At 51.1% G+C, this 22,265-nt stretch carries 23 protein-coding genes; 11 read left to right on the forward strand and 12 right to left on the reverse strand.

Annotated elements, in window-relative coordinates:
• Nucleotides 1–4: 4 nt before the first annotated feature.
• Complete coding sequence (gene metK / locus CSR04_RS19500; protein WP_102798007.1) at nt 5–1,150, reverse strand: methionine adenosyltransferase; 1,146 nt, start codon at nt 1,148–1,150, stop codon at nt 5–7.
• A gap of 450 nt (nt 1,151–1,600) precedes the next feature.
• Between metK and tkt the strand changes: the two genes are divergently transcribed.
• From tkt to CSR04_RS19525, 5 genes are all read left to right on the forward strand, one after another.
• Complete coding sequence (gene tkt / locus CSR04_RS19505; protein ID WP_102798008.1) at nt 1,601–3,616, forward strand: transketolase; 2,016 nt, start codon at nt 1,601–1,603, stop codon at nt 3,614–3,616.
• 120 nt (nt 3,617–3,736) lie between these two features.
• Nucleotides 3,737–4,756 carry an erythrose-4-phosphate dehydrogenase gene (gene epd, locus CSR04_RS19510; protein WP_102798009.1) on the forward strand — a complete coding sequence of 340 codons (1,020 nt, stop codon included), beginning with the start codon at nt 3,737–3,739 and terminating at the stop codon, nt 4,754–4,756.
• A gap of 65 nt (nt 4,757–4,821) precedes the next feature.
• Nucleotides 4,822–5,997, forward strand: coding sequence for a phosphoglycerate kinase (locus CSR04_RS19515; RefSeq protein WP_102798010.1), 1,176 nt, complete (start codon nt 4,822–4,824; stop codon nt 5,995–5,997).
• 108 nt (nt 5,998–6,105) lie between these two features.
• On the forward strand, nt 6,106–7,005 hold the full coding sequence (locus CSR04_RS19520; protein WP_102798011.1) for a fructose bisphosphate aldolase: 900 nt from the start codon (nt 6,106–6,108) through the stop codon (nt 7,003–7,005).
• Nucleotides 7,006–7,259: 254 nt separating this feature from the next.
• The gene (locus CSR04_RS19525; protein ID WP_425427711.1) at nt 7,260–8,009 is read left to right on the forward strand and encodes a DUF481 domain-containing protein; all 750 of its coding nucleotides are present in this window, start codon (nt 7,260–7,262) and stop codon (nt 8,007–8,009) included.
• A gap of 364 nt (nt 8,010–8,373) precedes the next feature.
• Here CSR04_RS19525 and CSR04_RS19530 read toward each other — a convergent pair whose 3' ends face one another.
• Nucleotides 8,374–10,530, reverse strand: a complete 2,157-nt coding sequence (locus CSR04_RS19530; protein WP_102798012.1) for a M3 family metallopeptidase — start codon at nt 10,528–10,530, stop codon at nt 8,374–8,376.
• 154 nt (nt 10,531–10,684) lie between these two features.
• On the opposite strand from CSR04_RS19530, the gene CSR04_RS19535 reads away from it, so the two are divergent.
• Nucleotides 10,685–10,945 carry a hypothetical protein gene (locus CSR04_RS19535; RefSeq protein ID WP_102798013.1) on the forward strand — a complete coding sequence of 87 codons (261 nt, stop codon included), beginning with the start codon at nt 10,685–10,687 and terminating at the stop codon, nt 10,943–10,945.
• Between the two features lie 43 nt (nt 10,946–10,988).
• Here CSR04_RS19535 and CSR04_RS19540 read toward each other — a convergent pair whose 3' ends face one another.
• Nucleotides 10,989–12,155 carry an MFS transporter gene (locus CSR04_RS19540; protein WP_102798014.1) on the reverse strand — a complete coding sequence of 389 codons (1,167 nt, stop codon included), beginning with the start codon at nt 12,153–12,155 and terminating at the stop codon, nt 10,989–10,991.
• Nucleotides 12,148–12,912, reverse strand: coding sequence for a DeoR/GlpR family DNA-binding transcription regulator (locus tag CSR04_RS19545; RefSeq protein WP_172449437.1), 765 nt, complete (start codon nt 12,910–12,912; stop codon nt 12,148–12,150). Before CSR04_RS19545 ends, CSR04_RS19540 begins: the two co-directional genes overlap by 8 nt.
• Nucleotides 12,913–13,092: 180 nt before the next feature.
• On the opposite strand from CSR04_RS19545, the gene CSR04_RS19550 reads away from it, so the two are divergent.
• Together CSR04_RS19550 and CSR04_RS19555 are read left to right on the forward strand one after the other, a co-directional pair.
• The gene (locus CSR04_RS19550; RefSeq protein ID WP_102798016.1) at nt 13,093–13,857 is read left to right on the forward strand and encodes an SDR family oxidoreductase; all 765 of its coding nucleotides are present in this window, start codon (nt 13,093–13,095) and stop codon (nt 13,855–13,857) included.
• A gap of 37 nt (nt 13,858–13,894) precedes the next feature.
• The gene (locus CSR04_RS19555; RefSeq protein WP_102798017.1) at nt 13,895–14,839 is read left to right on the forward strand and encodes a diacylglycerol/lipid kinase family protein; all 945 of its coding nucleotides are present in this window, start codon (nt 13,895–13,897) and stop codon (nt 14,837–14,839) included.
• On the opposite strand, the gene CSR04_RS19560 is transcribed toward CSR04_RS19555, so the two are convergent.
• The 7 genes from CSR04_RS19560 to CSR04_RS19590 all read right to left on the reverse strand — a co-directional run bounded on the left by CSR04_RS19560 (nt 14,836) and on the right by CSR04_RS19590 (nt 19,259).
• The gene (locus CSR04_RS19560; protein ID WP_102798018.1) at nt 14,836–15,255 is read right to left on the reverse strand and encodes an organic hydroperoxide resistance protein; all 420 of its coding nucleotides are present in this window, start codon (nt 15,253–15,255) and stop codon (nt 14,836–14,838) included. The two genes, CSR04_RS19555 and CSR04_RS19560, sit on opposite strands and share 4 nt — an antisense overlap.
• Before the next feature lie 144 nt (nt 15,256–15,399).
• Nucleotides 15,400–15,852 (reverse strand): MarR family winged helix-turn-helix transcriptional regulator, encoded by a 453-nt coding sequence (locus CSR04_RS19565; protein ID WP_102798019.1) that lies wholly within the window; start codon nt 15,850–15,852, stop codon nt 15,400–15,402.
• An 88-nt stretch (nt 15,853–15,940) separates the two neighbouring features.
• Nucleotides 15,941–16,399: a GyrI-like domain-containing protein gene (locus CSR04_RS19570; RefSeq protein ID WP_172449438.1), complete on the reverse strand. Its 459-nt coding sequence runs from the start codon at nt 16,397–16,399 to the stop codon at nt 15,941–15,943.
• A gap of 277 nt (nt 16,400–16,676) precedes the next feature.
• Nucleotides 16,677–17,456 (reverse strand): CLCA_X family protein, encoded by a 780-nt coding sequence (locus tag CSR04_RS19575; RefSeq protein ID WP_102798021.1) that lies wholly within the window; start codon nt 17,454–17,456, stop codon nt 16,677–16,679.
• Between the two features lie 3 nt (nt 17,457–17,459).
• Nucleotides 17,460–18,167 carry a dihydromonapterin reductase gene (gene folM, locus CSR04_RS19580; protein ID WP_102798022.1) on the reverse strand — a complete coding sequence of 236 codons (708 nt, stop codon included), beginning with the start codon at nt 18,165–18,167 and terminating at the stop codon, nt 17,460–17,462.
• 3 nt (nt 18,168–18,170) lie between these two features.
• Nucleotides 18,171–18,707 carry a flavodoxin FldB gene (gene fldB, locus CSR04_RS19585; protein ID WP_102798023.1) on the reverse strand — a complete coding sequence of 179 codons (537 nt, stop codon included), beginning with the start codon at nt 18,705–18,707 and terminating at the stop codon, nt 18,171–18,173.
• A gap of 63 nt (nt 18,708–18,770) precedes the next feature.
• Nucleotides 18,771–19,259 (reverse strand): acyl-CoA thioesterase, encoded by a 489-nt coding sequence (locus CSR04_RS19590; RefSeq protein ID WP_102798024.1) that lies wholly within the window; start codon nt 19,257–19,259, stop codon nt 18,771–18,773.
• A gap of 179 nt (nt 19,260–19,438) precedes the next feature.
• Here CSR04_RS19590 and xerD point away from each other — a divergent pair, with 179 nt between their 5' ends.
• Nucleotides 19,439–20,341, forward strand: a complete 903-nt coding sequence (gene xerD, locus CSR04_RS19595) for a site-specific tyrosine recombinase XerD (RefSeq protein WP_102798025.1) — start codon at nt 19,439–19,441, stop codon at nt 20,339–20,341.
• 28 nt (nt 20,342–20,369) lie between these two features.
• Here the strand turns inward: xerD and CSR04_RS19600 are convergent, their stop codons facing one another.
• Nucleotides 20,370–21,035 carry a hypothetical protein gene (locus CSR04_RS19600; protein WP_102798026.1) on the reverse strand — a complete coding sequence of 222 codons (666 nt, stop codon included), beginning with the start codon at nt 21,033–21,035 and terminating at the stop codon, nt 20,370–20,372.
• A gap of 181 nt (nt 21,036–21,216) precedes the next feature.
• On the opposite strand from CSR04_RS19600, the gene CSR04_RS19605 reads away from it, so the two are divergent.
• Both CSR04_RS19605 and pdxH read left to right on the forward strand, forming a co-directional pair.
• Complete coding sequence (locus CSR04_RS19605; protein ID WP_102798027.1) at nt 21,217–21,660, forward strand: GNAT family N-acetyltransferase; 444 nt, start codon at nt 21,217–21,219, stop codon at nt 21,658–21,660.
• Nucleotides 21,660–22,238, forward strand: coding sequence for a pyridoxamine 5'-phosphate oxidase (gene pdxH, locus CSR04_RS19610; protein ID WP_102798028.1), 579 nt, complete (start codon nt 21,660–21,662; stop codon nt 22,236–22,238). Before CSR04_RS19605 ends, pdxH begins: the two co-directional genes overlap by 1 nt.
• Nucleotides 22,239–22,265: the final 27 nt, after the last annotated feature.

A 22,265-nucleotide genomic window follows, 5' to 3' on the forward strand; every position in this document is an offset into this window, starting at 1 on the left:
AGTTTTATAGCGCGCTGCGCAGGGCCTCTGCCTTGTCGGTGGCTTCCCAGGGAAACTCTTCGCGACCAAAGTGACCGTAAGCGGCGGTGGCCTGATAGATAGGTCGTTCCAGATCCAGCATTTTAATCAGGCCGTAAGGGCGCAGATCAAAATGCTCACGTACCAGTGCAATCAGAGTATCTTCATCCACCTTGCCAGTGCCGAAGGTATCAATACTGATAGAAGTGGGCTCTGCCACACCTATGGCGTAAGAGACCTGAATTTCACATTTATCCGCCAATCCCGCTGCGACAATGTTCTTGGCCACATAACGGCCAGCGTAGGCGGCAGAACGATCCACCTTGGATGGGTCCTTACCGGAAAACGCGCCGCCGCCATGACGGGCCATACCGCCGTATGTATCAACAATAATCTTACGGCCGGTCAGTCCGCAATCCCCCATTGGGCCACCAATCACAAAGCGACCTGTGGGGTTAATAAAGAATTTAGTCTGACTGGTCAGCCACTCACCAGGCAGCACGGGTTTGATGATTTCTTCCATCACCGCTTCCTGCAGGTCTTTGGTGCTGATGGAATCGCAATGCTGGGTGGATAACACCACCGCATCGATACCCACTGGCTTACCATCGGCATACACAAAGGTCACCTGACTCTTGGCATCGGGGCGCAGCCAGTTCAGCGTGCCGTTTTTACGCACTTCGGCCTGGCGTTTAACCAGCAGATGCGAGTAGGTGATAGGCGCAGGCATTAATACGTCGGTTTCATTGGTGGCATAGCCAAACATCAGGCCCTGATCGCCGGCACCCTGTTCTTCAGGGCGGGTTCTGTCTACACCCTGATTGATATCCGGGCTTTGCTTGCCGATAGCGTTAAGAATGGCGCAGGAGTCAGCATCAAAACCCATATCTGAATGCACATAGCCGATTTCCCGCACCGTTTTGCGGGTCAGCTCTTCAATATCCACCCAGGCTGACGTAGTGATTTCGCCACCGACCAGTACCATACCTGTCTTAACATAGGTTTCACAGGCGACACGGGCCTTCGGGTCCTGGGTCAGAATGGCATCCAGAACCGCATCAGAAATCTGATCGGCAATTTTATCCGGATGACCTTCGGATACAGACTCTGAGGTAAACAGATGCTTGGCCATAATTCTTCCTCATTCACAAATTCATTACTGACCGATAGGTTAACGGCCACATTACCGCGCATTTTACCCAAGTGATTTAAAAAAACCAGTCTTTACTTCTAGACGTCTAAATGTCTGTGTCAGTTTTGCTTGCCACAAGCCGCACTCCCGGAATAGATACAACGGCCTCGTTCGCAGGGGAGGAATCTGCAGGGAAAATTGCGCCGTTACTGCAAGGTACTCACAGCCCCTTGTGAGCAGACATTGATTGTCTTCATGGTGTGTTACGACCTTTTCGAATATCAGCCATGACATTTCTTAGTAATAACATTGAGGCAATAACATATTCACCTTTGGCATTGCGTAATCTGCCAAGGGCGTTGCAGTTGAGCCGGGGCTGGGTAAGAATAGGTGCCCGTTTTTGCCAAGAACAGTCCAGGCCGCGTAGAGGGCCTGTTAGCAGGAGTCAGTATGCCCCAATCGTCACAAGTCGCTCGTCGCGAATTAGCCAATGCCATTCGTGCCTTATCCATGGATGCGGTGCAAAAAGCCAAGTCTGGCCACCCAGGTGCCCCAATGGGCATGGCAGATATTGCCCAGGTCCTGTGGTGTGATTTTTTAAATCACAACCCGGCCAATCCCGATTGGACCAACCGTGACCGCTTTGTGCTATCTAACGGCCATGGCTCGATGCTGATTTATTCGCTGTTGCATCTGACCGGCTATGCCCTGCCAATGGAAGAGTTGAAAAACTTCCGCCAGTTGCATTCCAAAACCCCAGGTCACCCTGAATATGGCTATGCTCCAGGGGTAGAAACCACCACCGGACCATTGGGGCAAGGTATCAGCAATGCGGTGGGTATGGCTATCGCTGAGAAAGCCCTGGCGGCACAATTTAACCGTGATGGTCATGACATTATTGACCATTTTACTTACTGCTTCTTGGGCGATGGCTGCCTGATGGAAGGGGTGTCACACGAAACCTGTTCACTGGCTGGCACCCTGGGTCTTGGCAAATTGATCGCATTTTGGGACGACAACGGTATTTCCATTGACGGGCACGTGGAAGGCTGGTTTACCGACAATACACCAGAGCGCTTCCGCGCCTATGGCTGGCATGTGATTGAAAGCGTCGACGGGCATGACCCTGAACAGGTAAAAGCCGCTATCGAAGCGGCCAGGGCAGAAACCAACAAACCGACGCTGATTTGTACTAAAACCATTATTGGCTTTGGTTCGCCGAATAAATCCGGCAGCCATGATTGTCATGGTGCGCCTTTGGGCGACGATGAAATTGCCGCGGCCCGTGAATTTCTTAATTGGCCCCATGCACCTTTTGATATTCCGGCCGAGGTTTACGCCGGTTGGGATGCCAAAGATAAAGGTGCCAGATTGGAGCAGGACTGGAACGCCAAGTTTGACGCTTATGCCAGTGCCTATCCGGAGCTGGCGGCTGAACTGAAACGCCGTCTGGCTGGCGAACTACCTGCCGATTTCAGCGATAAGGCCAATGCCTTTATTCGCCAGTGCCAGGACAAGGCCGAGAATATTGCCAGCCGCAAGGCTTCGCAAAACGCCATTGAAGCCTTTGCCGCATTGTTACCAGAAGTGATTGGCGGCTCTGCCGATCTGGCCGGTTCCAATCTGACGCTATGGTCCGGCTCCAAAGGCCTGACGGCGGATGATGCCAGCGGCAACTACATCTACTACGGTGTGCGCGAGTTTGGTATGAGTGCGATTATGAACGGCATTGGTCTGCACGGCGGTTTCAGACCCTACGGCGCCACCTTCCTGATGTTTATGGAATATGCCCGTAATGCCGTGCGTATGTCGGCTTTGATGAAAGTGCCGAATATCTTCGTGTATACCCATGACAGCATTGGTCAGGGCGAAGACGGCCCCACCCATCAGCCGGTGGAGCAAGTGGCTAACCTGCGCCTGACTCCGAATATGGATACCTGGCGTCCTTGTGATGCCGCCGAAACTGCGGTGGCCTGGAAAGCAGCCCTGGAACGCCGTGACGGGCCAAGCTCACTGGTCTTCAGCCGCCAGAACCTTAACGCTCAGGCGCGTAGCGATGAACAGCTTGCCAATGTTGCCCGTGGTGGTTATATCCTTAAAGACTGTGATGGTCAGCCAGATTTGCTGTTGATTGCCACAGGTTCCGAAGTGGATATCACCGTGCAAGCTGCGGCGCAGTTAAGCGAGCAGGGTCATAAGGTTCGCGTGGTGTCTTTGCCCAGCACCTCGGTATTTGAGCGCCAGGACGCGGCCTATAAAGAAGCCGTCTTGCCTGCCGCCGTCACCCGCCGGGTGGCCGTAGAAGCCGCGCATGTGGATTACTGGTACAAATATGTGGGCCTGAACGGCAAAGTGGTGGGCATGTCCAGCTTTGGTGAGTCGGCTCCGGGTGGTGCGCTGCTGAAATACTTCGGCTTTACAACGGAAAATGTGGTGGCAACCGCCTTGTCCTTGCTTGGCGAATAAACAAAAACGTACAATACGGGCGCTTTGATGGCGCCGAATGTGCTCATTCTGCGCTCGAGCCCTTTGTTTTCTCTGTCTCGCCGGTGTGATGCCGGCGTGAACAACACTGAGTCGTCCTGAATGTTACGTATTGCTATCAATGGTTTCGGACGCATAGGCCGCAATGTACTGCGGGCCTTATATGAAACCGGTCGCAACGACCAAGTGCGGATTGTGGCTATTAATGAGCTGGCCAAACCTGAAGGTATTGCGCATCTGCTCAAGTACGATACCTCCCATGGTCGTTTTCCCTTCGCGGTCTCTCTTGAGGGCGATAAGCTGTGTGTGGCTGGTGATAGTATTCAACTATTGAATAAGGCCGACATTAGCGAGCTGCCCTGGTCTGAACTTGACGTTGATCTGGTGTTGGAATGCACCGGTGTATTTGGTGAGCGCGCATCCGGTCAGGCTCATCTTGATCAAGGCGCTGGCAAGGTACTGTTTTCGCAGCCCTGCAGCGGCGATACCGATGTAGACGCCACAGTGATTTACGGCATCAATGACCACTTGCTCAACCCTGAGCATCGCATTGTGTCTAATGGTTCCTGTACCACCAACTGTATCGTGCCGGTGATCCAGGCGTTGGATCAGGCCTTTGGTGTGGACAGCGGGACTATTACCACTATTCATGCCTCTATGCACGATCAGCAGGTTATCGATGCCTATCATGCCGACCTGCGCCGCACCAGAGCCGCCAGCCAGTCGATTATTCCGGTGGACACCAAACTGGCACGGGGTATTGAGCGTATTTTGCCAAAATTCGCAGGGCGGTTTGAAGCCATTGCCGTGCGAGTGCCTACTATCAATGTCACGGCCATGGATCTCAGTGTCACTCTGGATACCGATGTGAATATCCAGTTAGTCAACCAGGCCCTGATGCAGGCGCGTGAAGGGCGGTTGGCCGGTATTCTGGGCTATACCGAGGAACCTCTGGTGTCGGTGGATTTTAACCATGATCCGCACTCGGCCATAGTGGATGGCACTCAGACCAGAGTGAGTCATAAACGTCTGGTAAAAACCCTGGTGTGGTGTGATAACGAGTGGGGCTTTGCGAATCGTATGTTAGATACCGCATTAGCGATGGCCAGGGGCTGTCGCTAGGCACAAAGAATCCTGCGGTGGACAGGCAGTCCGCCGTGCAATATTGCAAAATGTGGAGAAATGCCATGAAGGTTTTGAAAATGTCAGATCTGGATCTGGCTGGTCAGCGCGTGTTGATTCGCCAGGATCTGAATGTACCGGTGAAAGACGGCAAGGTGACTTCAGATGCCCGTATTAGAGCGTCCCTGCCAACATTAGAACTGGCGCTGAAAGCCGGAGCCAGAGTGATGGTGATGTCGCATCTTGGTCGTCCCACGGAGGGCCTGGTGGAAGAAGAGTATTCCCTGGCACCGGTGGTGGAGTACCTGGCATCCGCATTGGACTGCCCGGTACGCCTGGCCAAAGACTACCTTGACGGTCTGCAAGTTGAGGCGGGTGAGCTGGTGGTGCTGGAAAACGTGCGTTTCAATAAGGGCGAAGGCAAAGACGATGAACAGTTGTCCCGTCAATATGCCGCCCTGTGTGATATCTATGTCATGGATGCCTTTGGTACCGCCCATCGCGCGCAGGCTTCAACCCATGGCGTTGGTTTATATGCCCCTGTGGCCTGTGCCGGTCCGCTGCTGGCGGCTGAGCTTGATGCCTTGGGTAAAGCACTGGACAACCCAGCCCGGCCGCTGTTGGCCATTGTTGGTGGCTCTAAGGTATCCACCAAACTGACTGTACTGGAGACCTTATCAGATAAGGTAGACCAGTTGATTGTCGGCGGTGGTATTGCTAATACCTTTATTGCTGCTACCGGCAAGCCTGTAGGTAAATCTCTGTATGAAGCTGATCTGATCCCTGAGGCACAGCGACTGTTGGCTAAAGCACAGGCCAGTGGTGGCGATATTCCGGTGCCGGTAGATGTGATTGTCGGCCAGGAATTTTCCGAATCCGCTCTGGCTACCCATAAGCAGGTGGACGACGTCAGTGAGTCGGATATGATCTTTGATATTGGCCCACAGACCGCCGAGATTCTGGCTAAGCTGATTAAGCAGGCTGGCACTATTGTCTGGAATGGTCCGGTGGGCGTATTCGAGTTCGATCAATTTGGTGGTGGCACCAAGGCCTTGTCGCTGGCCATTGCTGAAAGTCAGGCATTTTCTATTGCCGGTGGTGGCGACACCCTGGCGGCGGTAGATAAATACGCCATCGCCGATAAGATATCCTATATCTCTACCGGCGGTGGTGCTTTCCTGGAATTCCTGGAAGGCAAGGTATTACCAGCCGTGGCCATGCTGGAAAAACGCGCTTTGTAGGTTCGAATTTATTCGAATAAAGATGATAAGAAGGGCTTCAGCCCTCACTGAGATAGAACATCAATAGTACCCAGGCCTTTGGGCCGAAACCAAAAAGGAGTGTTGCCGATGGCAGCCGAAGCCAAGACAGAAATGCTGAACAAAGTACTTAACCAGGACGGTTTTATCGCTGCACTGGATCAAAGTGGCGGCAGTACCCCGAAAGCCCTGAAACTTTACGGTTTGAGCGAATCAGACTGGTCAGGGGATGAACAGATGTTTGACATGGTTCACCAGATGCGTACCCGTATTGTTACCAGCCGTGCTTTTGCCGGTAACCGGGTATTAGGTGCCATCCTGTTTGAAAACACTCTGGACCGCGAAATCGAAGGTAAACCCTCTTCGCGTTACCTTTGGCAAGAAAAGCAAGTTGTGCCCTTCCTGAAAGTGGACAAAGGCTTGCTGGATGAGACTGACGGCGTGCAATTGATGAAGCCAATGCCAGGTTTGGATGCGTTGCTGAGTAAAGCCGTGGCCCAGGGAGTGTTTGGCACCAAAATGCGTTCGGTCATTAAGCAGGCCAATGCGGCGGGTATCAGTGCCGTGGTGGCTCAGCAGTTTGAAGTGGGTAAGCAAATTCTGGCGGCCGGCCTGACACCCATTATTGAACCTGAAGTGGATATTCACTGCCCGGATAAAGCCGAAGCCGAAGCCTTGTTAAAGCAGGCGTTGCTGGCCGAGCTGGATAAACTGGAAGCCGAGCAGAAAGTCATGCTGAAACTGACCCTGCCAAACGAAGACAATTTCTACCGCGAGTGCATTGAACATCCCAATGTAATTCGTGTTGTGGCGCTGTCTGGCGGCTACAGCCGTGATGATGCGAATCTTAAGCTGAGTCATAATCAGGGCATGATCGCCAGCTTTTCCCGCGCCCTGACTGAGGGCTTGTCGGCTAAGCAGTCTCAGGAAGAATTCGATTCTGCCTTGGACAAGGCTATCGAAAGCATTTATCAGGCATCGAAAGCCTGAGTCGCAGTAACATGATAAGGGCGCACAAGCGCCCTTTTTATTGCGCTAATGAGAGCATATGGTGTTTGGTGAGGCATTTGTTGCGCACCCTGAATTCGTATGTATCTGGTAAATACGGGAATAATTTACCATTCGATTAAAAAACATACGAAAAAAGCTGAGACAAAATCCGTGATTTAGTTACAATTGCCGCCTGAGAGCTTATGAGGACCCGCCTGATGATGAAAAAATCCGCTTTAACTGTATTTGCCGCTATGTTTGTCGCATCTGCCGCCCAGGCCGATGCATTGGATAATTTATTTGCTGCGGATGTCAGCGTACCTGAAGAAGCGGAAAAGCCCTTTAGTCTGGATGGGGAGTTGGGACTGATTTCAACCACGGGTAATACCAAAGCGACCAGTTTTAAAGGGCGTTTGAATGCGCATCAGGAGCTGGAATCCTGGAGCAACGATTACATAGTCGAAGGTTTCTATAAGAAAGACGAGAAAACCATCGACGAAGATAAAGTGTCTGAAACCACGGCACAGAAAATCTTTGGTTCTGCACAGGGTAACTACAAGTTAGAAAACCCTGACCACCGGGTCTTCGCCTTTGGTTCCTACGAAGATGACCGCTTCAGTGGCTTTGAATATCAGGCCACAGTGGCTGGTGGTTGGGCCCATCAGCTGTGGAAAAACGATGTTTCGGCGTTTAGCTACAGCATAGGTCCGGGTTATTCTTTTGCTGAGCGGGATACCGGTGAAAGTGCCAATGGTGCCATTGTGCGTGGTGCGTTGGATTACAAGTGGAAGATTTCCGACACCGCTAATTTCCGCCAGTTGTTCAGTACGGAAGTGGGTAGTGACAACACCAAGTCCAAGTCAGAAACCTCTTTATCGGCACAAATCAATGGCTCGCTGGCCATGAAGGTTGCACTGATACTGAACCACAACACCGATGTGGCGGACGATGTGGAAGAACTGGACACCCAGACATCGGTGACTCTGGTTTACAGCTTTTTCTAAGCGACTTAAGACAGAACGATTTAAAAGTATAAAACCGCCAAAGACGCTTTTATATCCAGGGATGGATGGTATGCCGACGTTGCAGGAGCATTCGTCGGCGATATCCAGAGATGGATGGGCAAATAACTGCTCCTGCGTAATTTGCACTTCCACCGTCCGTGGTGGTCGTATGCCGACGTTGCAGGAGCATTCGTCGGCGATATCCAGGGATGGATGGGAAAATGACTGCTCCTGCGTAATTTGCACTTCCACCTTCCATGGTGGTCGGCAAATAACTGCTCCTGCGTAATTTGCACTTCCACCTTCCATGGTGGTCGCTTGTCGGCGTAGCACGGAGCACTCGCCGACAACTGCAGAGATCGACTCAGTCAATCTGCGCTTTTAAGCCACGACGAATCAGCAGTGCATCTGTCGTGGGTTCCTGACCGCGGAATTGGATATAAGACTCCATTGGCGGGCGGGAATTGCCCACTTCCAGTATATGTTTACGATACAACTCGCCATTTTCGCGGGTTAAGCCGCCGCGTTCACGCAGATAAGCGAAAGCATCGGCCGCCAGAATTTCACTCCACATATAGGCATAGTAACCAGCAGAATAACCGCCTCCGATGGAATGTGAGAAATAGGTGGATTTATAACGCGGTGGCACTGCAGGCAGGTTTACTCCATGTTTTGCCAGTGCCTTGGCCTCAAACGCTTGCACATCCTGAAGTGGTGCATCGGCTGCCAGCGAATGCCATTCCATATCCAGCAAGGCCGAAGCCATATATTCGAGGGTGTCAAAGCCCATGTTAAAATTCTTGGCCTTCATTACTTTCTCCAGTAACTCGGCAGGAATCGGCTGGTCGGTTTGGTAATGACGGGCATAGTTGGCCAGTACTTCAGGCAGGGCGGCCCAGTCTTCTTCAAAGGTAGATGGGAATTCCACAAAGTCGCGGGATACCGCCGTACCGGCCAGTGACGGATACTTCACTTTGGAGAACATACCGTGAATACCGTGCCCAAGTTCATGGAACATGGTGGTGACATGGTCAAAACTCACCAAGGTAGGTTCACCTTCAGGTGCTTTGGGAATATTCATCACGTTGACCACAACCGGCGTCTGTCCAAGCAGGTTGGATTGCCCGACAAAGGAACTCATCCAGGCACCACCGCGTTTACCTTCTCGGGCAAAATAATCCGCATAGAAGATCGCCAGGCTTTTACCGCCATGATCAAAAACTTCAAAGGCCTGAACATCTGGATGGTAAACCGGTAAGTCAGGTCTGGGCTCAAAGCGAATGCCATACAGACGGTTCATGGTGTAGAACAAGCCGTCATGCAAAACCCGGTTGAATTCAAAATACTGACGTACCTCGTTTTCATCTAAGTCGTATTTTTCCTGGCGAACTTTTTCAGCGTAATAGGCCCAGTCCCAGGGCTGCACCTCGAAATTGCCGCCCTCACGTTGGATCATGGCCTGGATATCCGCTTGCTCTGCCTGGGTATTGGCCACTACCGCTGGTACCATGGAATTGAGCATGTTAAAGACATTGGCTGGCGTTTCAGCCATGGTGTTTTCAAGCTGATATTCGGCCCAGTTGTTGTAGCCCAGCAAGGCTGCCTTTTGAGCGCGGATCTGGGTGAGTCTGGCTACCAGCGGGCGATTGTCCAGTTCGCCGTCAGTGCCCCGATACGCTGATGCTTCCCACACCTGCTGACGCAATGCCCGGTTGTTTAGTGATGCCAGAATAGGCTGGCGCGTGGTATTGGTGATACTCAGCAGATATTTACCACTGTGACCTGCTGCTTCGGCCGCTGTCGCCGCGGCTTTGAGTTGACTGTCTGACAATCCGTCCAGATCTTGTTTGTCTTCCACCACTACCGCAATAGCCTTACTGAGTTTCAGCAGGTTCTGGCTAAATTGGGTAGTCAGCTTGGAATGCTCTTCATTCAGGGCACGTACGGCAAGTTTCTGTTGTTCGGTCAGCTTGGCGCCAGCTTTAATAAAGCGTTGGTAATAAACTTCCAGCAAGCGCGCAGATTCTGCATCCAATTTCAATGCGTCCCGCTGTTGATAAACACTTTCCACCCGGGCAAACAGTGCCGCATTTAAGTTGATATTGTCCGAGTGGGCGGCCAATCTGGGGGCCAGCTCACTTTGCAGAGCACGTCGTGCTTCATTGCTGTCGGTGCCAACCAGATTAAAGAAAATACGTGAGACGCGGGTTAACAGGGGGCCGGCTTTTTCCATCGCCACAATGGTATTGTCGAAACTGGCGGGCTCTGGGCTATCAATAATCGCCTGAATATCCTGAAGGTGCTCTGCCATTCCTTGTTCAAAGGCGGGCAAAAAGTGCGCATCTTTAATCTGGCTGAAGTCAGGCGCCTGATATTGCAGGGGGCTGGCACTCAGCAGCGGATTGATTTGCTGCGCAGCGGCGGTTTGTGATGTGCTTTGCGTATGGTTTGTCGGTGGCTCTGAACAGGCGGTCAGGAATAAACTGGTGCTGATGGCAACCGCGAGCATGGAATAACGCATGTGCTTCTCCGTTATCTTTATTGTTAGGGGGGCGTTAATTTGAGGGGGGATTATGTAGCTATGAAATGTTATGTTGTAACAGTTTTCTGTCAATCGTTGAAGTAATACGACAAATAGCCGATGATGGGCGGCTATTTAGTCTGGAGTTGTTAAAATGAGAGTATTGTTTGTCCTGACTGGTCTGATTTTACTCAGTGCCTGCGTGAGTCAGACAGAACGGGAAAAAATGCAGCAAATGGGAATGGAAGTGAATCCTTGCAATGGCAATCTTGAGCAACAATATGAAGCCAGTATTCGCCTGGATGAAGATGCCAAAGTGGAATCGTCAATTAAAACCCATTGTGAACCTCAGCAGATAGAAACGCAGACCGAGTTTGAAAAAGACAATCGCGATCCCGCCCAACGTCGCTGGTAAACAAAAAGTTGACTTTGGCAAAGCAAAAAACGTCTGGTCAGTGTTAACCATTGGTTTGGTTGGCACATGCCAGCGTTTTTTCCTGATTGAATGCCCAGGCACCAGCCACAACCGCCAGGGCAAGTAAAACAAACAGTGCAAAGGTCTGACGTAATCCAATCCACTCAGCGATAAAGCCAATCAATGGCGGACCGAGTAACATACCGCCATAGCCAAAGGTGGCGACACTGGCAAGTCCGGCGCCGGCTTTCATTTGTGTATTGTTCGCTGCATTGGCGTATACCAATGGCATTACAATAGAATAGCCAACCCCCAGCAATAGCAGTCCGGCATAAGCCTGATAAAGAGTCTGGGATGTCAACAGCAGTAAACTACCGAGCAGCGCGGCACCACCACAAAATCTGACCGTATGGCTTGCCCCAATTTTATTTACCAACCCGTCTCCCATCAGCCGGGTTGCAACCATAGCGACAGAAAATAATGCATAGCCCATGGCGGCCTGGCCATGATCGCTATTGAGTACATCAGTCAAAAAAACCGCACTCCAATCCGCCATAGCGCCTTCTCCTATGGCACAACACAAGGCGACCAAAGCAATTACCAGGAGACTACCTCTGGGGAGCTGAAAACCACCTTTACTGGCTTGAGGATCTGTTTTGTGGAATTGCCATGGGATCCAACACAATCTCAGCAGTGGCAGGAGTATCAGAACGATAAGAATAAAAAACTCCAGGTAGGGCAATACCAGCCAGGCTGAAAGTGAGCCCAAGCCAGCCCCTATACCGGCCCCAACACTGAACATGGCATGGAAGAATGACATGGTTGAACGACCCAGTGATTTCTCTACCTCACTGGCCCAGCTATTCATGGCGATGTCCAACGCACCATGTAAGGCGCCAAACAGAAAGAGTGCAGTTGCCAGGTAAAGAACATTGCTGGCCATGCCCACCATTACCAATGCCGGGCAAACCATAAGGGCTAGCACTTTACTGAGTCTTGCTGCGCCCAGGCGGTCAGACAGATAACCAGCCAGAGGAAAGGCCAAAATAGCCCCCAGAGCCAATAGCAACAACAACATGCCCAGTTCGCTTGCGGACAGATGTAAACCTTGTTTAAGGGAAGGGATCCTGGATGCCCAGGCCCCAAATAATGCGCCATTAAATAAAAATACAACGGACACCGCGAGCTTGGGGCTGTGCCGCTCAGACATAAACAACCTCCACGCCTTTGGATAAGAATGTCTGGCACTGTTCCTGGGTTGCGTCGGTTAGCAACACATCCAACTCTTCGCAGCTTAGTACTTTGTGCCTGGCCCGGCTGTGCAGTTTTTCGACGCCCGACAGAGCTATCACTTTGCTGGCATTGAGCGCCATTTGTCGTTTGACACTGGCTTCGGCAAGATCATCGGCTGACAGACCAAATTGCGGATCCAGCCCGCAGGTGCCCAATATGCACAGATCAGCGGCGCAGGTCTGTAATTGCGCTACCGTATCGGCACCACATGCTATCCCTCCCAGTCCATGCAGTTTTCCGCCAATCAGCATAGTGTCGATAGCTTTGCTCTGTAGCTCAATGGCCACATATGGTGATGGGGTAATAGCCAATCCGCAAAAATCCCGTGGTAGTGCTTTGGCAAAATGCAGTACCGACACACCGCCGTCCAGAAACAGGGTATCTGCTTTATGGACCAGATCATCTATCACTTCGGGGAGCCTTTGTAACCAGCTTTCAGGTTGAGTAATGCGTTGGTGCATTGGCACCGCTGGAAGATTTACCGGTAACGCGCCGCCTTTTACTCTTTTCAGTAAGCCTATGGATTCCAGGGCGATTAAATCCCGGCGTATGGTGTCCGGTGAGACGCCAAACTCCTCAGCCAGGGCCTTTGCCACCAATGGTCCCTGTCCTAGTTTTTCCGTTAGCAGGGCCTGACGGGTATCAGGATTATTCAGGTCAAGATGAGATGGCATAGAGAGCCTCAGCAGCAATACATGCATCACATGGTGCATTGTTGTGCAATATGTTGCAAGTATTTGCGATTTTTTGCATTTTTAATTTATTAGCAATGCGCAAGAAGCGGATCGAAGCCGTTTTGTGGCCAACCTATTATCTGTGCCTGATTCCCATGTTTATCTACTAAGGCGTTAGTCATGCAATTATTGAAAAACAAGACGTTTATCATTACCGGTGCCAGCTCCGGTATCGGCCGGGCTGCTGCCCTGTTATTTGCTCATCAGGGTGCCAATTTGGTGCTTGGTGCCAGGCGGGAGTCTCTGTTACAAGAATTGAAAGACGAAATTCGTCAGGCGGGAGGCAATGCGCAATACCTGGCCGGTGATATCAGTGAGAATGAGGTCGCCGAAGCTTTGGTGGCACTGGCTGAAGAAAAATTCGGTGGATTGGATGGGGCCTTTAACAATGCGGCAATGCTGGGAGAGATGCAGCCAACGGAGGTCATGTCATTGGAAAACTGGCAGCGGGTGATTGCGGTAAACCTTACCAGTGCCTTTCTGGCCGCTCGTTGTCAAATTCCCGCGTTACGTAAACGGCGTGGTGGATCTTTGATTTTTACTTCCACTTTTGTTGGCTACACTGCTGGCATGCCAGGAATGGCAGCCTATGCAGCCAGTAAGGCGGGCCTGATTGGGCTTACTCAGGTACTTGCCTGTGAACAGGGAAATCACAATATCAGGGTGAATGCACTATTACCTGGCGGCACTGATACCCCCGCTGGTCGGGAGTTTGCGGATACGCCCGAGGCGTTAGATTTTGTCGCCGGATTGCATGCGCTTAAACGTATGGCCAGACCCGAAGAAATCGCCCAGGCAGCATTATATCTGGCGTCAGACATGGCGAGTTTTGTCACTGGCAGTGCCATGTTGGTGGATGGTGGCGTGTCAATCAACAAGCTCTGACCCAAGTCTTGACTGATTATCTTAATGGCGCAAACTGGTGGCCGATGTTGTTTTTGCTAAGACCTACATGCCACCCAGTTTGCGCCATTTTCTGATTATTCTTAACCCGCTGGCCAATGGTAATGCCAATCGCTATTTACGGACTTTGCTCAGCGCCTTGCAGCAACTTGGCGATACCTATGATATTTGGCAAACCACAGCCAATGAGCAAGCTAACCTACGCCATCTGCAACAATGCCGTGAGCAATATACTGACTGGGTGGTATTGGGCGGCGACGGCACCCTGAATCTGGTGGTGAATGTTCTGGCGCACAGTGATATACCACTGGGCTTAATACCCTGTGGCAGTGGGAATGATTTTGCCCGAAATTTGTATGCTGGGCAGGACGACCCTGTGGCTGTGGTGGTGGGGGAATACTGCAAAAAAGTCGATCTTGGCCTGTGCAATGAACGTTATTTTGCTAATGTGCTTGGAGTGGGATTTGATGGTGCGGTGGTAGCCAGTCTCTATAATGACCAACCAAGACGATTTCGTCGCTGGCGCTATTTGCAAGCTGCGCTGATTAAGCTTTTTACTTACCCCGAGCAGGAGCTTCATCTGACCAGCAGCAAGATTAAAAGAGAACCCGCATTTATCGCTGCCTTTGCCAATGGGCGTTATTTTGGCGGTGGTATGCAGATAGCCCCGCAGGCGCATTTAGACGACAATATGCTGGATTGCGTCTGGGTAGGTCACACTTCTTTACCCAAAAAACTTTACTACCTGAGTCGAATATTCAGTGGCTCTCATATTCGTGCATCGGCCGTGGACTACTGGCAGGACAGTGCCTTTGAAATACACACTGCAGGATTACCTATCGAGGGGGACGGTGAGTTCTTTGGCGTAACACCTGCCCAAGTTTGTGTTGTACCTGGGGCTTTATGTCTGAAAGTGCCTTGCGTGGGGGACAGGGTCAATACCGACCCTGTCTGTCAGGATTAGACTTCCACATGCAGGCGTACATCAACGTTACCGCGAGTGGCATTGGAATAAGGGCAAACCTTATGCGCTGCAGCCACTAACGCCTCGGCCACTGCTTGCTCCAACCCTGGCAACTGGATAAACAAGTCAATATCCAAACCGAATCCGCCTTCAATCTGGCCGATGCCTACTTCGGCACGAATAATCAGATTGGTTGGTAGTGCCTGTTTTTTACCAGCGGCAACAAACTTTAAGGCGCCAATAAAACAGGCAGAGTAACCCGCTGCGAATAACTGTTCCGGGTTAGTGGCATTACCACCGGCACCACCTAATTCTTTTGGGGTCGTGAGTTTCAGATCCAAAATGCCGTCGCTGGATTTGGCTTGGCCATCACGGCCACCGGTTGAAGTAACGCTGGCTTTGTATAGTACTTGCATAATGATTTCCTCGTATAACTGAACAGGGGTTGTTGGTCTACGAGAAATAAGTTATCGTAGTAATAATTATCGCGATAACATTAAAAAGCGATGAAACTAATCAATAAATTAGATTCAGGTTTATCCAGTTGAAATATAAATATTTTATCCACTTGAAGCTTGGCTGAGATTGGCGCGCAGACTATCCAGTTGCTGTTTCAGACTGGCCAGTTGTTCAAGCTGCAAGCCACTGGCGCAGAGCACTTCACCCGGTAACTGCTGCGCCTGGTCACGCATGGCCTTGCCTTGGTCGGTTAAATACAACTGCACCCGGCGTTCATCTTCAGCACTGCGACGCCTTTCCAGCAGGCCCTGATTCTCCAGGCGTTTGATGACCGGGCTCAGTGCGCCCAGATCTTGCTGAAGGCGTTTACCCATATCGGTGGATGTCAGACCGTCTTCCTCCCATAGCACCAGCATCATCAAGTACTGCGGATAGGTCAGTCCCAGACGGTTGAGCAGTGGTTTATAGAGTTTTCCCATCGCCAGGGAGGTAGAGTACAAGGCAAAACAGAGTTGATTGTCCAGTCGCAGGGCTTCGCAGGGCGTGCTGTTCATGTGAACTCCTAAGGGTAGCAATACCCTGAATATCCTGCCTTGGCAGACTTTTTTCAAGTAGTTTGCTGAGTTACCAGCTGACCTGATATTAAACCCATCGCCACTCTGGGGTTGGTTGTAAAGCAATATATAGCTCATGAGCGGGTTCATCAGCGCCTTGGCTATAACCGAAATCCAGTTTCAGGTCTGACACTGGCATATGCTGAGCTCTGGCCCAATTCAACATAGCGGCAAAAGAATCGGCGATAGCGGTCGCAGGGCCGCTATGAGTGTAATGTATATAACTGGCGGGAGGAATGCAGACGGCAGCCATACCTGTGGGTACCGCTGCAGATGCCGTGACCTGGCAGCTGACCAATTGCTGATAAAGTCCCTTCTGACATTGCAGTGATGCATCGACCAGAATAGGGTCTGGATCCTGATCAATTTCCCACAGTCGGCCAAACAACTGTTGCCAGGCTTGTGGCATCTGTAGCCACAATGCGTCCCAGGGGGCTTTAACACTAATCCCCAACAACATAATCTGTGGCTGTGTAACAATGTCCATCTTTGCTCCTTGCTTGTCAGTGCTACCACTGGGCAACCAGTAGGACATTACTGAATATCTGAGATTTTTACAAAAAAATAACAAGTGTTGCGTGGGATTTCTGTCAAAAAATGTAATCTGGGGTGCGAGATGCGAGATGCGAGATGCGAGATGCGAGATGCGAGATGCGAGTTGCAAGGTTGATCCGCCCCTTTTAGTCGCAAAGGGCGATTGTTGGACTTAAGTCCAACCTACGTTGGGTAAGCCTGAGCCAGGCAGTTCTGTGTAACAGGTCAGCTTATGGTTTTGAGTCCAATGCCAGACCCAGCAGGTGGAAGTACTCTGCTAGTTGTTGTGCAAGCTGGTGGCGTAAGGGCTGCACTGGATACAGCCCTATTTCAGCTTCACGACTTTGTTTTGTGCCCTGCACCAGAAAAGCATTCTTCAGGCTGTGATCCTGAATCATGGCTTCAAACGCTCTGGCCGCCAGCTCTTGTGGCTGCGCGTAATAGAAAATATTTAACTTCTTGTCGATGGCCACGGCGCGCTTAAGGTACTCACTGCCCTGACCATTCTGCAGGAAGCATATCTGGAAATATTGGCAGAGGCGCTGATTTAGTGGATGAGGGATGAGTTTACGGCCTTTCAGCCAGCAATCCGAGGCAAAGTCATGTGGGCTGGCATCGGCAAAAAGTTTGCGGCAGATGTAATGATCAAAGGCATGAAACCATTCGTGGGCCAGTGCACCACCTCCAGCATTTTTAGCCAGTGCCAGGGTGCGGCTGGTGGATTCGTAATGTGCACTGCTGTGTTTGTTGCCGCCGGTGCCAAAAGCCAGCGACAAGGTACCGTTTAAGGAGATCACCTGTTCCGGTACCGCCAGAATAGTCAACAAATCGCAAAACGCATCGAAAAATAAATTGGCTGCCAGTTGCTGTTCTTGTTTGCTGACCCATTTACCAATGCTGACAGTGCGAAAGCCAAAAGTCCGCACAATATCAGCAAATCCAACATCCTGACCTTCCCTGTGATCCGCCCCGTTACGAAAATACGGGCGATGCAGTCTGGACTCTGTCATTAATCAGGGCAGGTTCAGGTGACGGCCACCATCCAGCGGTATGACACGGCCTGTCACGTAGTCGGATGACAACAGCCAGTCAATAGTTTTAAGCACTTCCTGTTCGCCAGGCTCAATACCCAGCAGCGACTTTTGCAGGGTTTTTTGCCGATATGCGGCATCGTCCCATTCATTGAAGCAAATCAGGGCCGGGGCAATGGCATTGACCTTTATGCCTGGCGCCAGTTTGCGGGCAAAGGACAGGGTCAGATTTTCCAGTGCCGCCTTGGATGCAGCATAAGCCATATGTTTGGCACTGCCGGTTTGGGCGACAAAATCGGTCATATGAATAATATCGGCTTTTTCAGCACAGAGCAGGGGCGACAGGGCTTGGTTGATTAGAAACGGGGCTTTGGCATGGATGGTCATCATGGCATCAAACACCCCGTCAGGATCGCTGTCATTATCGGCATGCCAGTCTGAGGCATTATGGATAATCGCGCGCAGTTCGCTGTAGCGCCCCTGCACCTGCTCGATAAACGTCTGCACCCCTTTTGCACTGGCAAAATCGGCCTGGATACAGTCTATGCCACTATTTTGCAGTTCGTCTATCAGGGGGCGATAGCGGCGGTAACTGATGACTACCTGGTGCCCTTGTTGATGCAGGGCCTTGGCGCAATACAGACCAATACGCTGGGCAGCGCCGGTTATCAGAATGGGGGCTTGCTTCATTGCTTATTCATTCACTTGTTGCAGTTCATCCAACAGTTGGTTGACCCACTGATGGATGCGGGCATCGGTTTGCTCAAATTGGTTTTCATCGTCCAGCGACAAGCCGACAAAATAACTGCCATCTTCTGTTAGCGCTTTAGATGCGCTGAATTCATAGCCCTGATTGGGCCAGTAGCCAATAACCTGGCAACCCAGCAGCAGAAGCTCGTCATGTAACATACCCAGAGCGTCCTGGAACCAGTCGGCGTAACCCAGTTGGTCGCCAAGCCCATACAAGGCAACGGTTTTACCATTTAAGTCCAGTTGGCGGATATCCTGCCAATGTGACTCCCAGTCTTCCTGCAGCTCACCAAAGTCCCAGGTGGAAATACCAAAAATCAGAATGTCATAGTGCTGAGTTTCTGTCAGCGGAACATCTTTGATGTTGTGCAAGTCCACCCATTCCTCACCCAATGCGGCACGGATTTTTTCACCTGCCATCTCGGTATAACAGGTGGTGGAGCCATAAAAAAGTCCAATCTTTATACTGCTGTCTGTCATTGCCTGGAGTTTCTGTAAAACCGGGCCGCTATTGTGCCAGAGAAAGCCTTTGTCTGCATGGCCCTACAAGCCCAATTGCTTAATATGGGCTTCCATTTCTGCACCGATTTTTTCACGCATCTGCACCAGACGCAGCGCAGACTCGCGTAAATACTTGTCTTCTTCGGTTTGTGGCAACCATTCCGGGACGGCGGTGGGCTTACCTTGCTCATCAACCGCCACCATAATCACAATGCAGTGGGTAGTAAGCAGGCGCTCACTCAGCTTGGGATCCCCCGCCATAACATCCAGCGCCAGATGCATGGACGTGCGGCCTGTATAGATTATCCGCGCTCTGACTTCCACCAGGCTGCCCACCTGAATCGGCCTCACAAAACGAATGCCACCTGCATAAGCGGTGATACAATACTTACCACTCCAGCCAGCCGCACAAGCGTAAGCGGCCAGGTCTATCCATTTCATCACCGCCCCGCCATGTACTTTGCCACCAAAGTTGACATCGGCCGGTTCGGCCAGAAATCTTAACGTTAGTTCTCGTTGTTCGCCTGCCATTTAGCACCTCCAGTAGCACGGTGAGTTAGCCTTGTCTCCGGCAAATAAAGCGGCTGAAATTTATATGCAAAAGATAAGCAGCCGGACTCAATTCAGCCAGATTTTATAACTAGATATAGGCTAAGATAGCGCGGCAAATAAGTCGTGGGATACAGATATTGGCTATAAAAAAGCAAGCAATGGAAATATCTGCCGGAGATCAGACGCAGATTGACGGTTTTATTGATGCATTGTGGTTAGAAAAAGGCCTGAGTGACAATACCTTGTCTGCCTATCGCACTGATTTGGTCAAGTTCTGTCAGTTCCTTGCAACGCAATCGGTAGAGCTGGCCCTGGTTCAGAGTGAGCATATTCAGGCTTATCTTGCCTGGCGCTATGACCAGCAGTTGTCGGAGCGTAGCAACGCCCGTTTCTTATCCAGCCTGAGGGCTTACTTCGCCTATCTGTTGCGGGAAAAACAGCGCCAGGATGACCCAACCGCCATTCTGCAGAATCCCAAGTTGGGTAAACCACTGCCGAAAACCTTATCGGAACGCCAGGTTGAGCGCTTACTTGAAGCGCCGAATATTGATGATGCGGTGCAGCTCAGAGACAAGGCCATGTTGGAACTCTTGTATGCCACCGGGCTGAGGGTTAGCGAACTGGTCGGGCTCAAACTTGGACAGATAAGCACGGTGCAGGGTGTTATCCGGGTGACAGGTAAAGGCAATAAAGACAGATTAGTGCCGATGGGGGAGGTGGCACTGGAGTGGTTACAAACTTACCTGAAACAGGGGCGTGCATTGCTGCTGAAACAGCAAACCGATGTACTGTTTCCTTCCAGTCGCGGTCAGCAGATGACGCGTCAGACTTTCTGGCACCGGATTAAATACTATGCGCCCCAGGCCGGAATTGCGCTGCAGAACCTATCTCCTCACACCCTGCGCCATGCCTTTGCCACCCATTTACTTAATCACGGCGCAGATCTGCGCGTGGTGCAAATGTTATTAGGGCATTCCGATTTATCCACCACCCAGATTTATACTCATGTAGCCACCGAGCGTTTGCAAAGCCTTATCGACGAACATCATCCCAGAGGCTGATTGGTTCTCAAGAAGGGCGAAGATATCGCTAAGGGTAGCGGGAAGCCCGGCGCGCTATCGGCAATAAAGCGGTTAGCATGATAATGGGCAAGCCGATAAGACTTAGGCTGGCGATCTGCTCTGGTACACCTAACAGGATAAGCCCTTGTACAGGTTCGGCAGTATAACCACCCCAGAATACTAAATGGCGCAGCCCCAGCAGCGGTAACAGGCTGTACAGCAACATATCATAGGCCAGCATGGCGCCCAATATGCTGAGCTTTCTGACCACTCTGTGCGGTTTAAACAAACAAAGAACCAGCAGACATATTGTGGCTATTAACAGATTAGCGGCACTGCCGCAAAACATCACCCAGCCGTGTTGCGCCTGGCTAAGCGGTTCCTGCATGATGCGTGGGTTCCAAATGGCCAAGCCTTGCCAGTCCTGCATCAGGTTAAAGGCATAGTCTTGTTGTTTAAATGCGGATTCATTTTGGATGTAACGCATATAGCCAAGGCCGTCACTGGACCAGGGCAAGTGTATCTGACCCGGCTTTGGATATAACTCTATCCCCGGCCAGATAAAAGCTTGTACATCGACTTGGGGGATGCATTTCACCGCCAGCACATGGCCGTACTCATGAATCAGCACCGAGACAAAGATAAAAACGGGTACAAGCAGCACCCTGGATAATAGGGTTTGGATGCGTGACACTGGCCGTCCCTGGCTTGCGGTGAATACAGCTGCGACATTCAGTTGCAAAGAGAAGTTCCACTTTAACTCTTCTTTATACCCAGTTTTTATAGTGATAACAGGCTGTTACACAAGGGAATTGGTGTTCTGCCGGATGCCGGGTAAGATGCACTTGGGGACGTTTCAAGCCATTGGAGTGTATATGGATAAGTTAGTGGTAAGTGATGACAAGGCGTTGCTGGATCAGCACAGAATCTATGATTTTCTGACTCATCAGAGTACCTGGGCAATGGGTATTTCGTTGTCTGTGGTGCAGAAATCCATACAGCACTCAATCTGTATCGGCGCTTATCTGGACGGTTTACAAGTGGGGTTTTGTCGCGTCATTACCGATCAGGCGACGTTTGCCAATCTGGTGGATGTAGTGGTCTGGCCGGAATATCGTGGTATGGGGATTTCCCGCCGTTTGATGGAAGCCGTGTCGGAGCATCCTGCTTTACAAGGTGTACGCCGTTTTACTCTGGCTACATCAGATGCCCATGGGTTATATCAGAAATATGGCTTTACCGCGTTACACAAGCCACAGACCTTTATGGAAATTTATCGCCCCGACATTTACCAACGCGACACCCGGGAAACGGCCTGATGATTGACCCCATCAGTAAATTTCAGCGTTGGTGGCATGCTGCCCTGCACGATTCTCCGCTACAGCAAAAAAGCGCAGTATGTGTATCTACCGTGGATGCACAGGGAATACCTGATGGGCGTTTTGTTGACCTTAAAGCGGCGGATGAGCGCGGTTTTGTATTTTGTACAAACCTGGATTCCCCCAAAGGTCTGGCCATATCAGACAACCCTAATGTCGCCATGACCATATGGTGGGATCATATGGGGTATCAGGTGCGTATTGTTGGTCAGGCGCAAGCCTTTCAGGATAAAATGGCTGACCAATATTGGCACAGTCGCCATCGTGACGCGAAAATCAGCACGCTGGCATTGCAACAAAGTCAGCCAGTGGCAGACGAGCAACTGCTGTGGGAACAGGTGACTTGCTTCAGTGAGAAGTTTGCAGAGCAGGAAATCGCCCGTCCGGTCAATTGGGGGGGCTATACTGTGGTGCCTCAGCGCATTGAGTTTTTGACCTTTCGGGAATCACGCTTGCATCTTCGCGAGCTGTATATCAAACAACAACAAAGTTGGCATTATCAATTGTTGCAGCCCTGATTCTCTGCTGGAACGCGGTTGTCTGTC

Origin of the sequence: Bowmanella denitrificans (assembly GCF_002887595.1) — a bacterium.
Taxonomy (GTDB): Bacteria; Pseudomonadota; Gammaproteobacteria; order Enterobacterales; family Alteromonadaceae; genus Bowmanella; species Bowmanella denitrificans.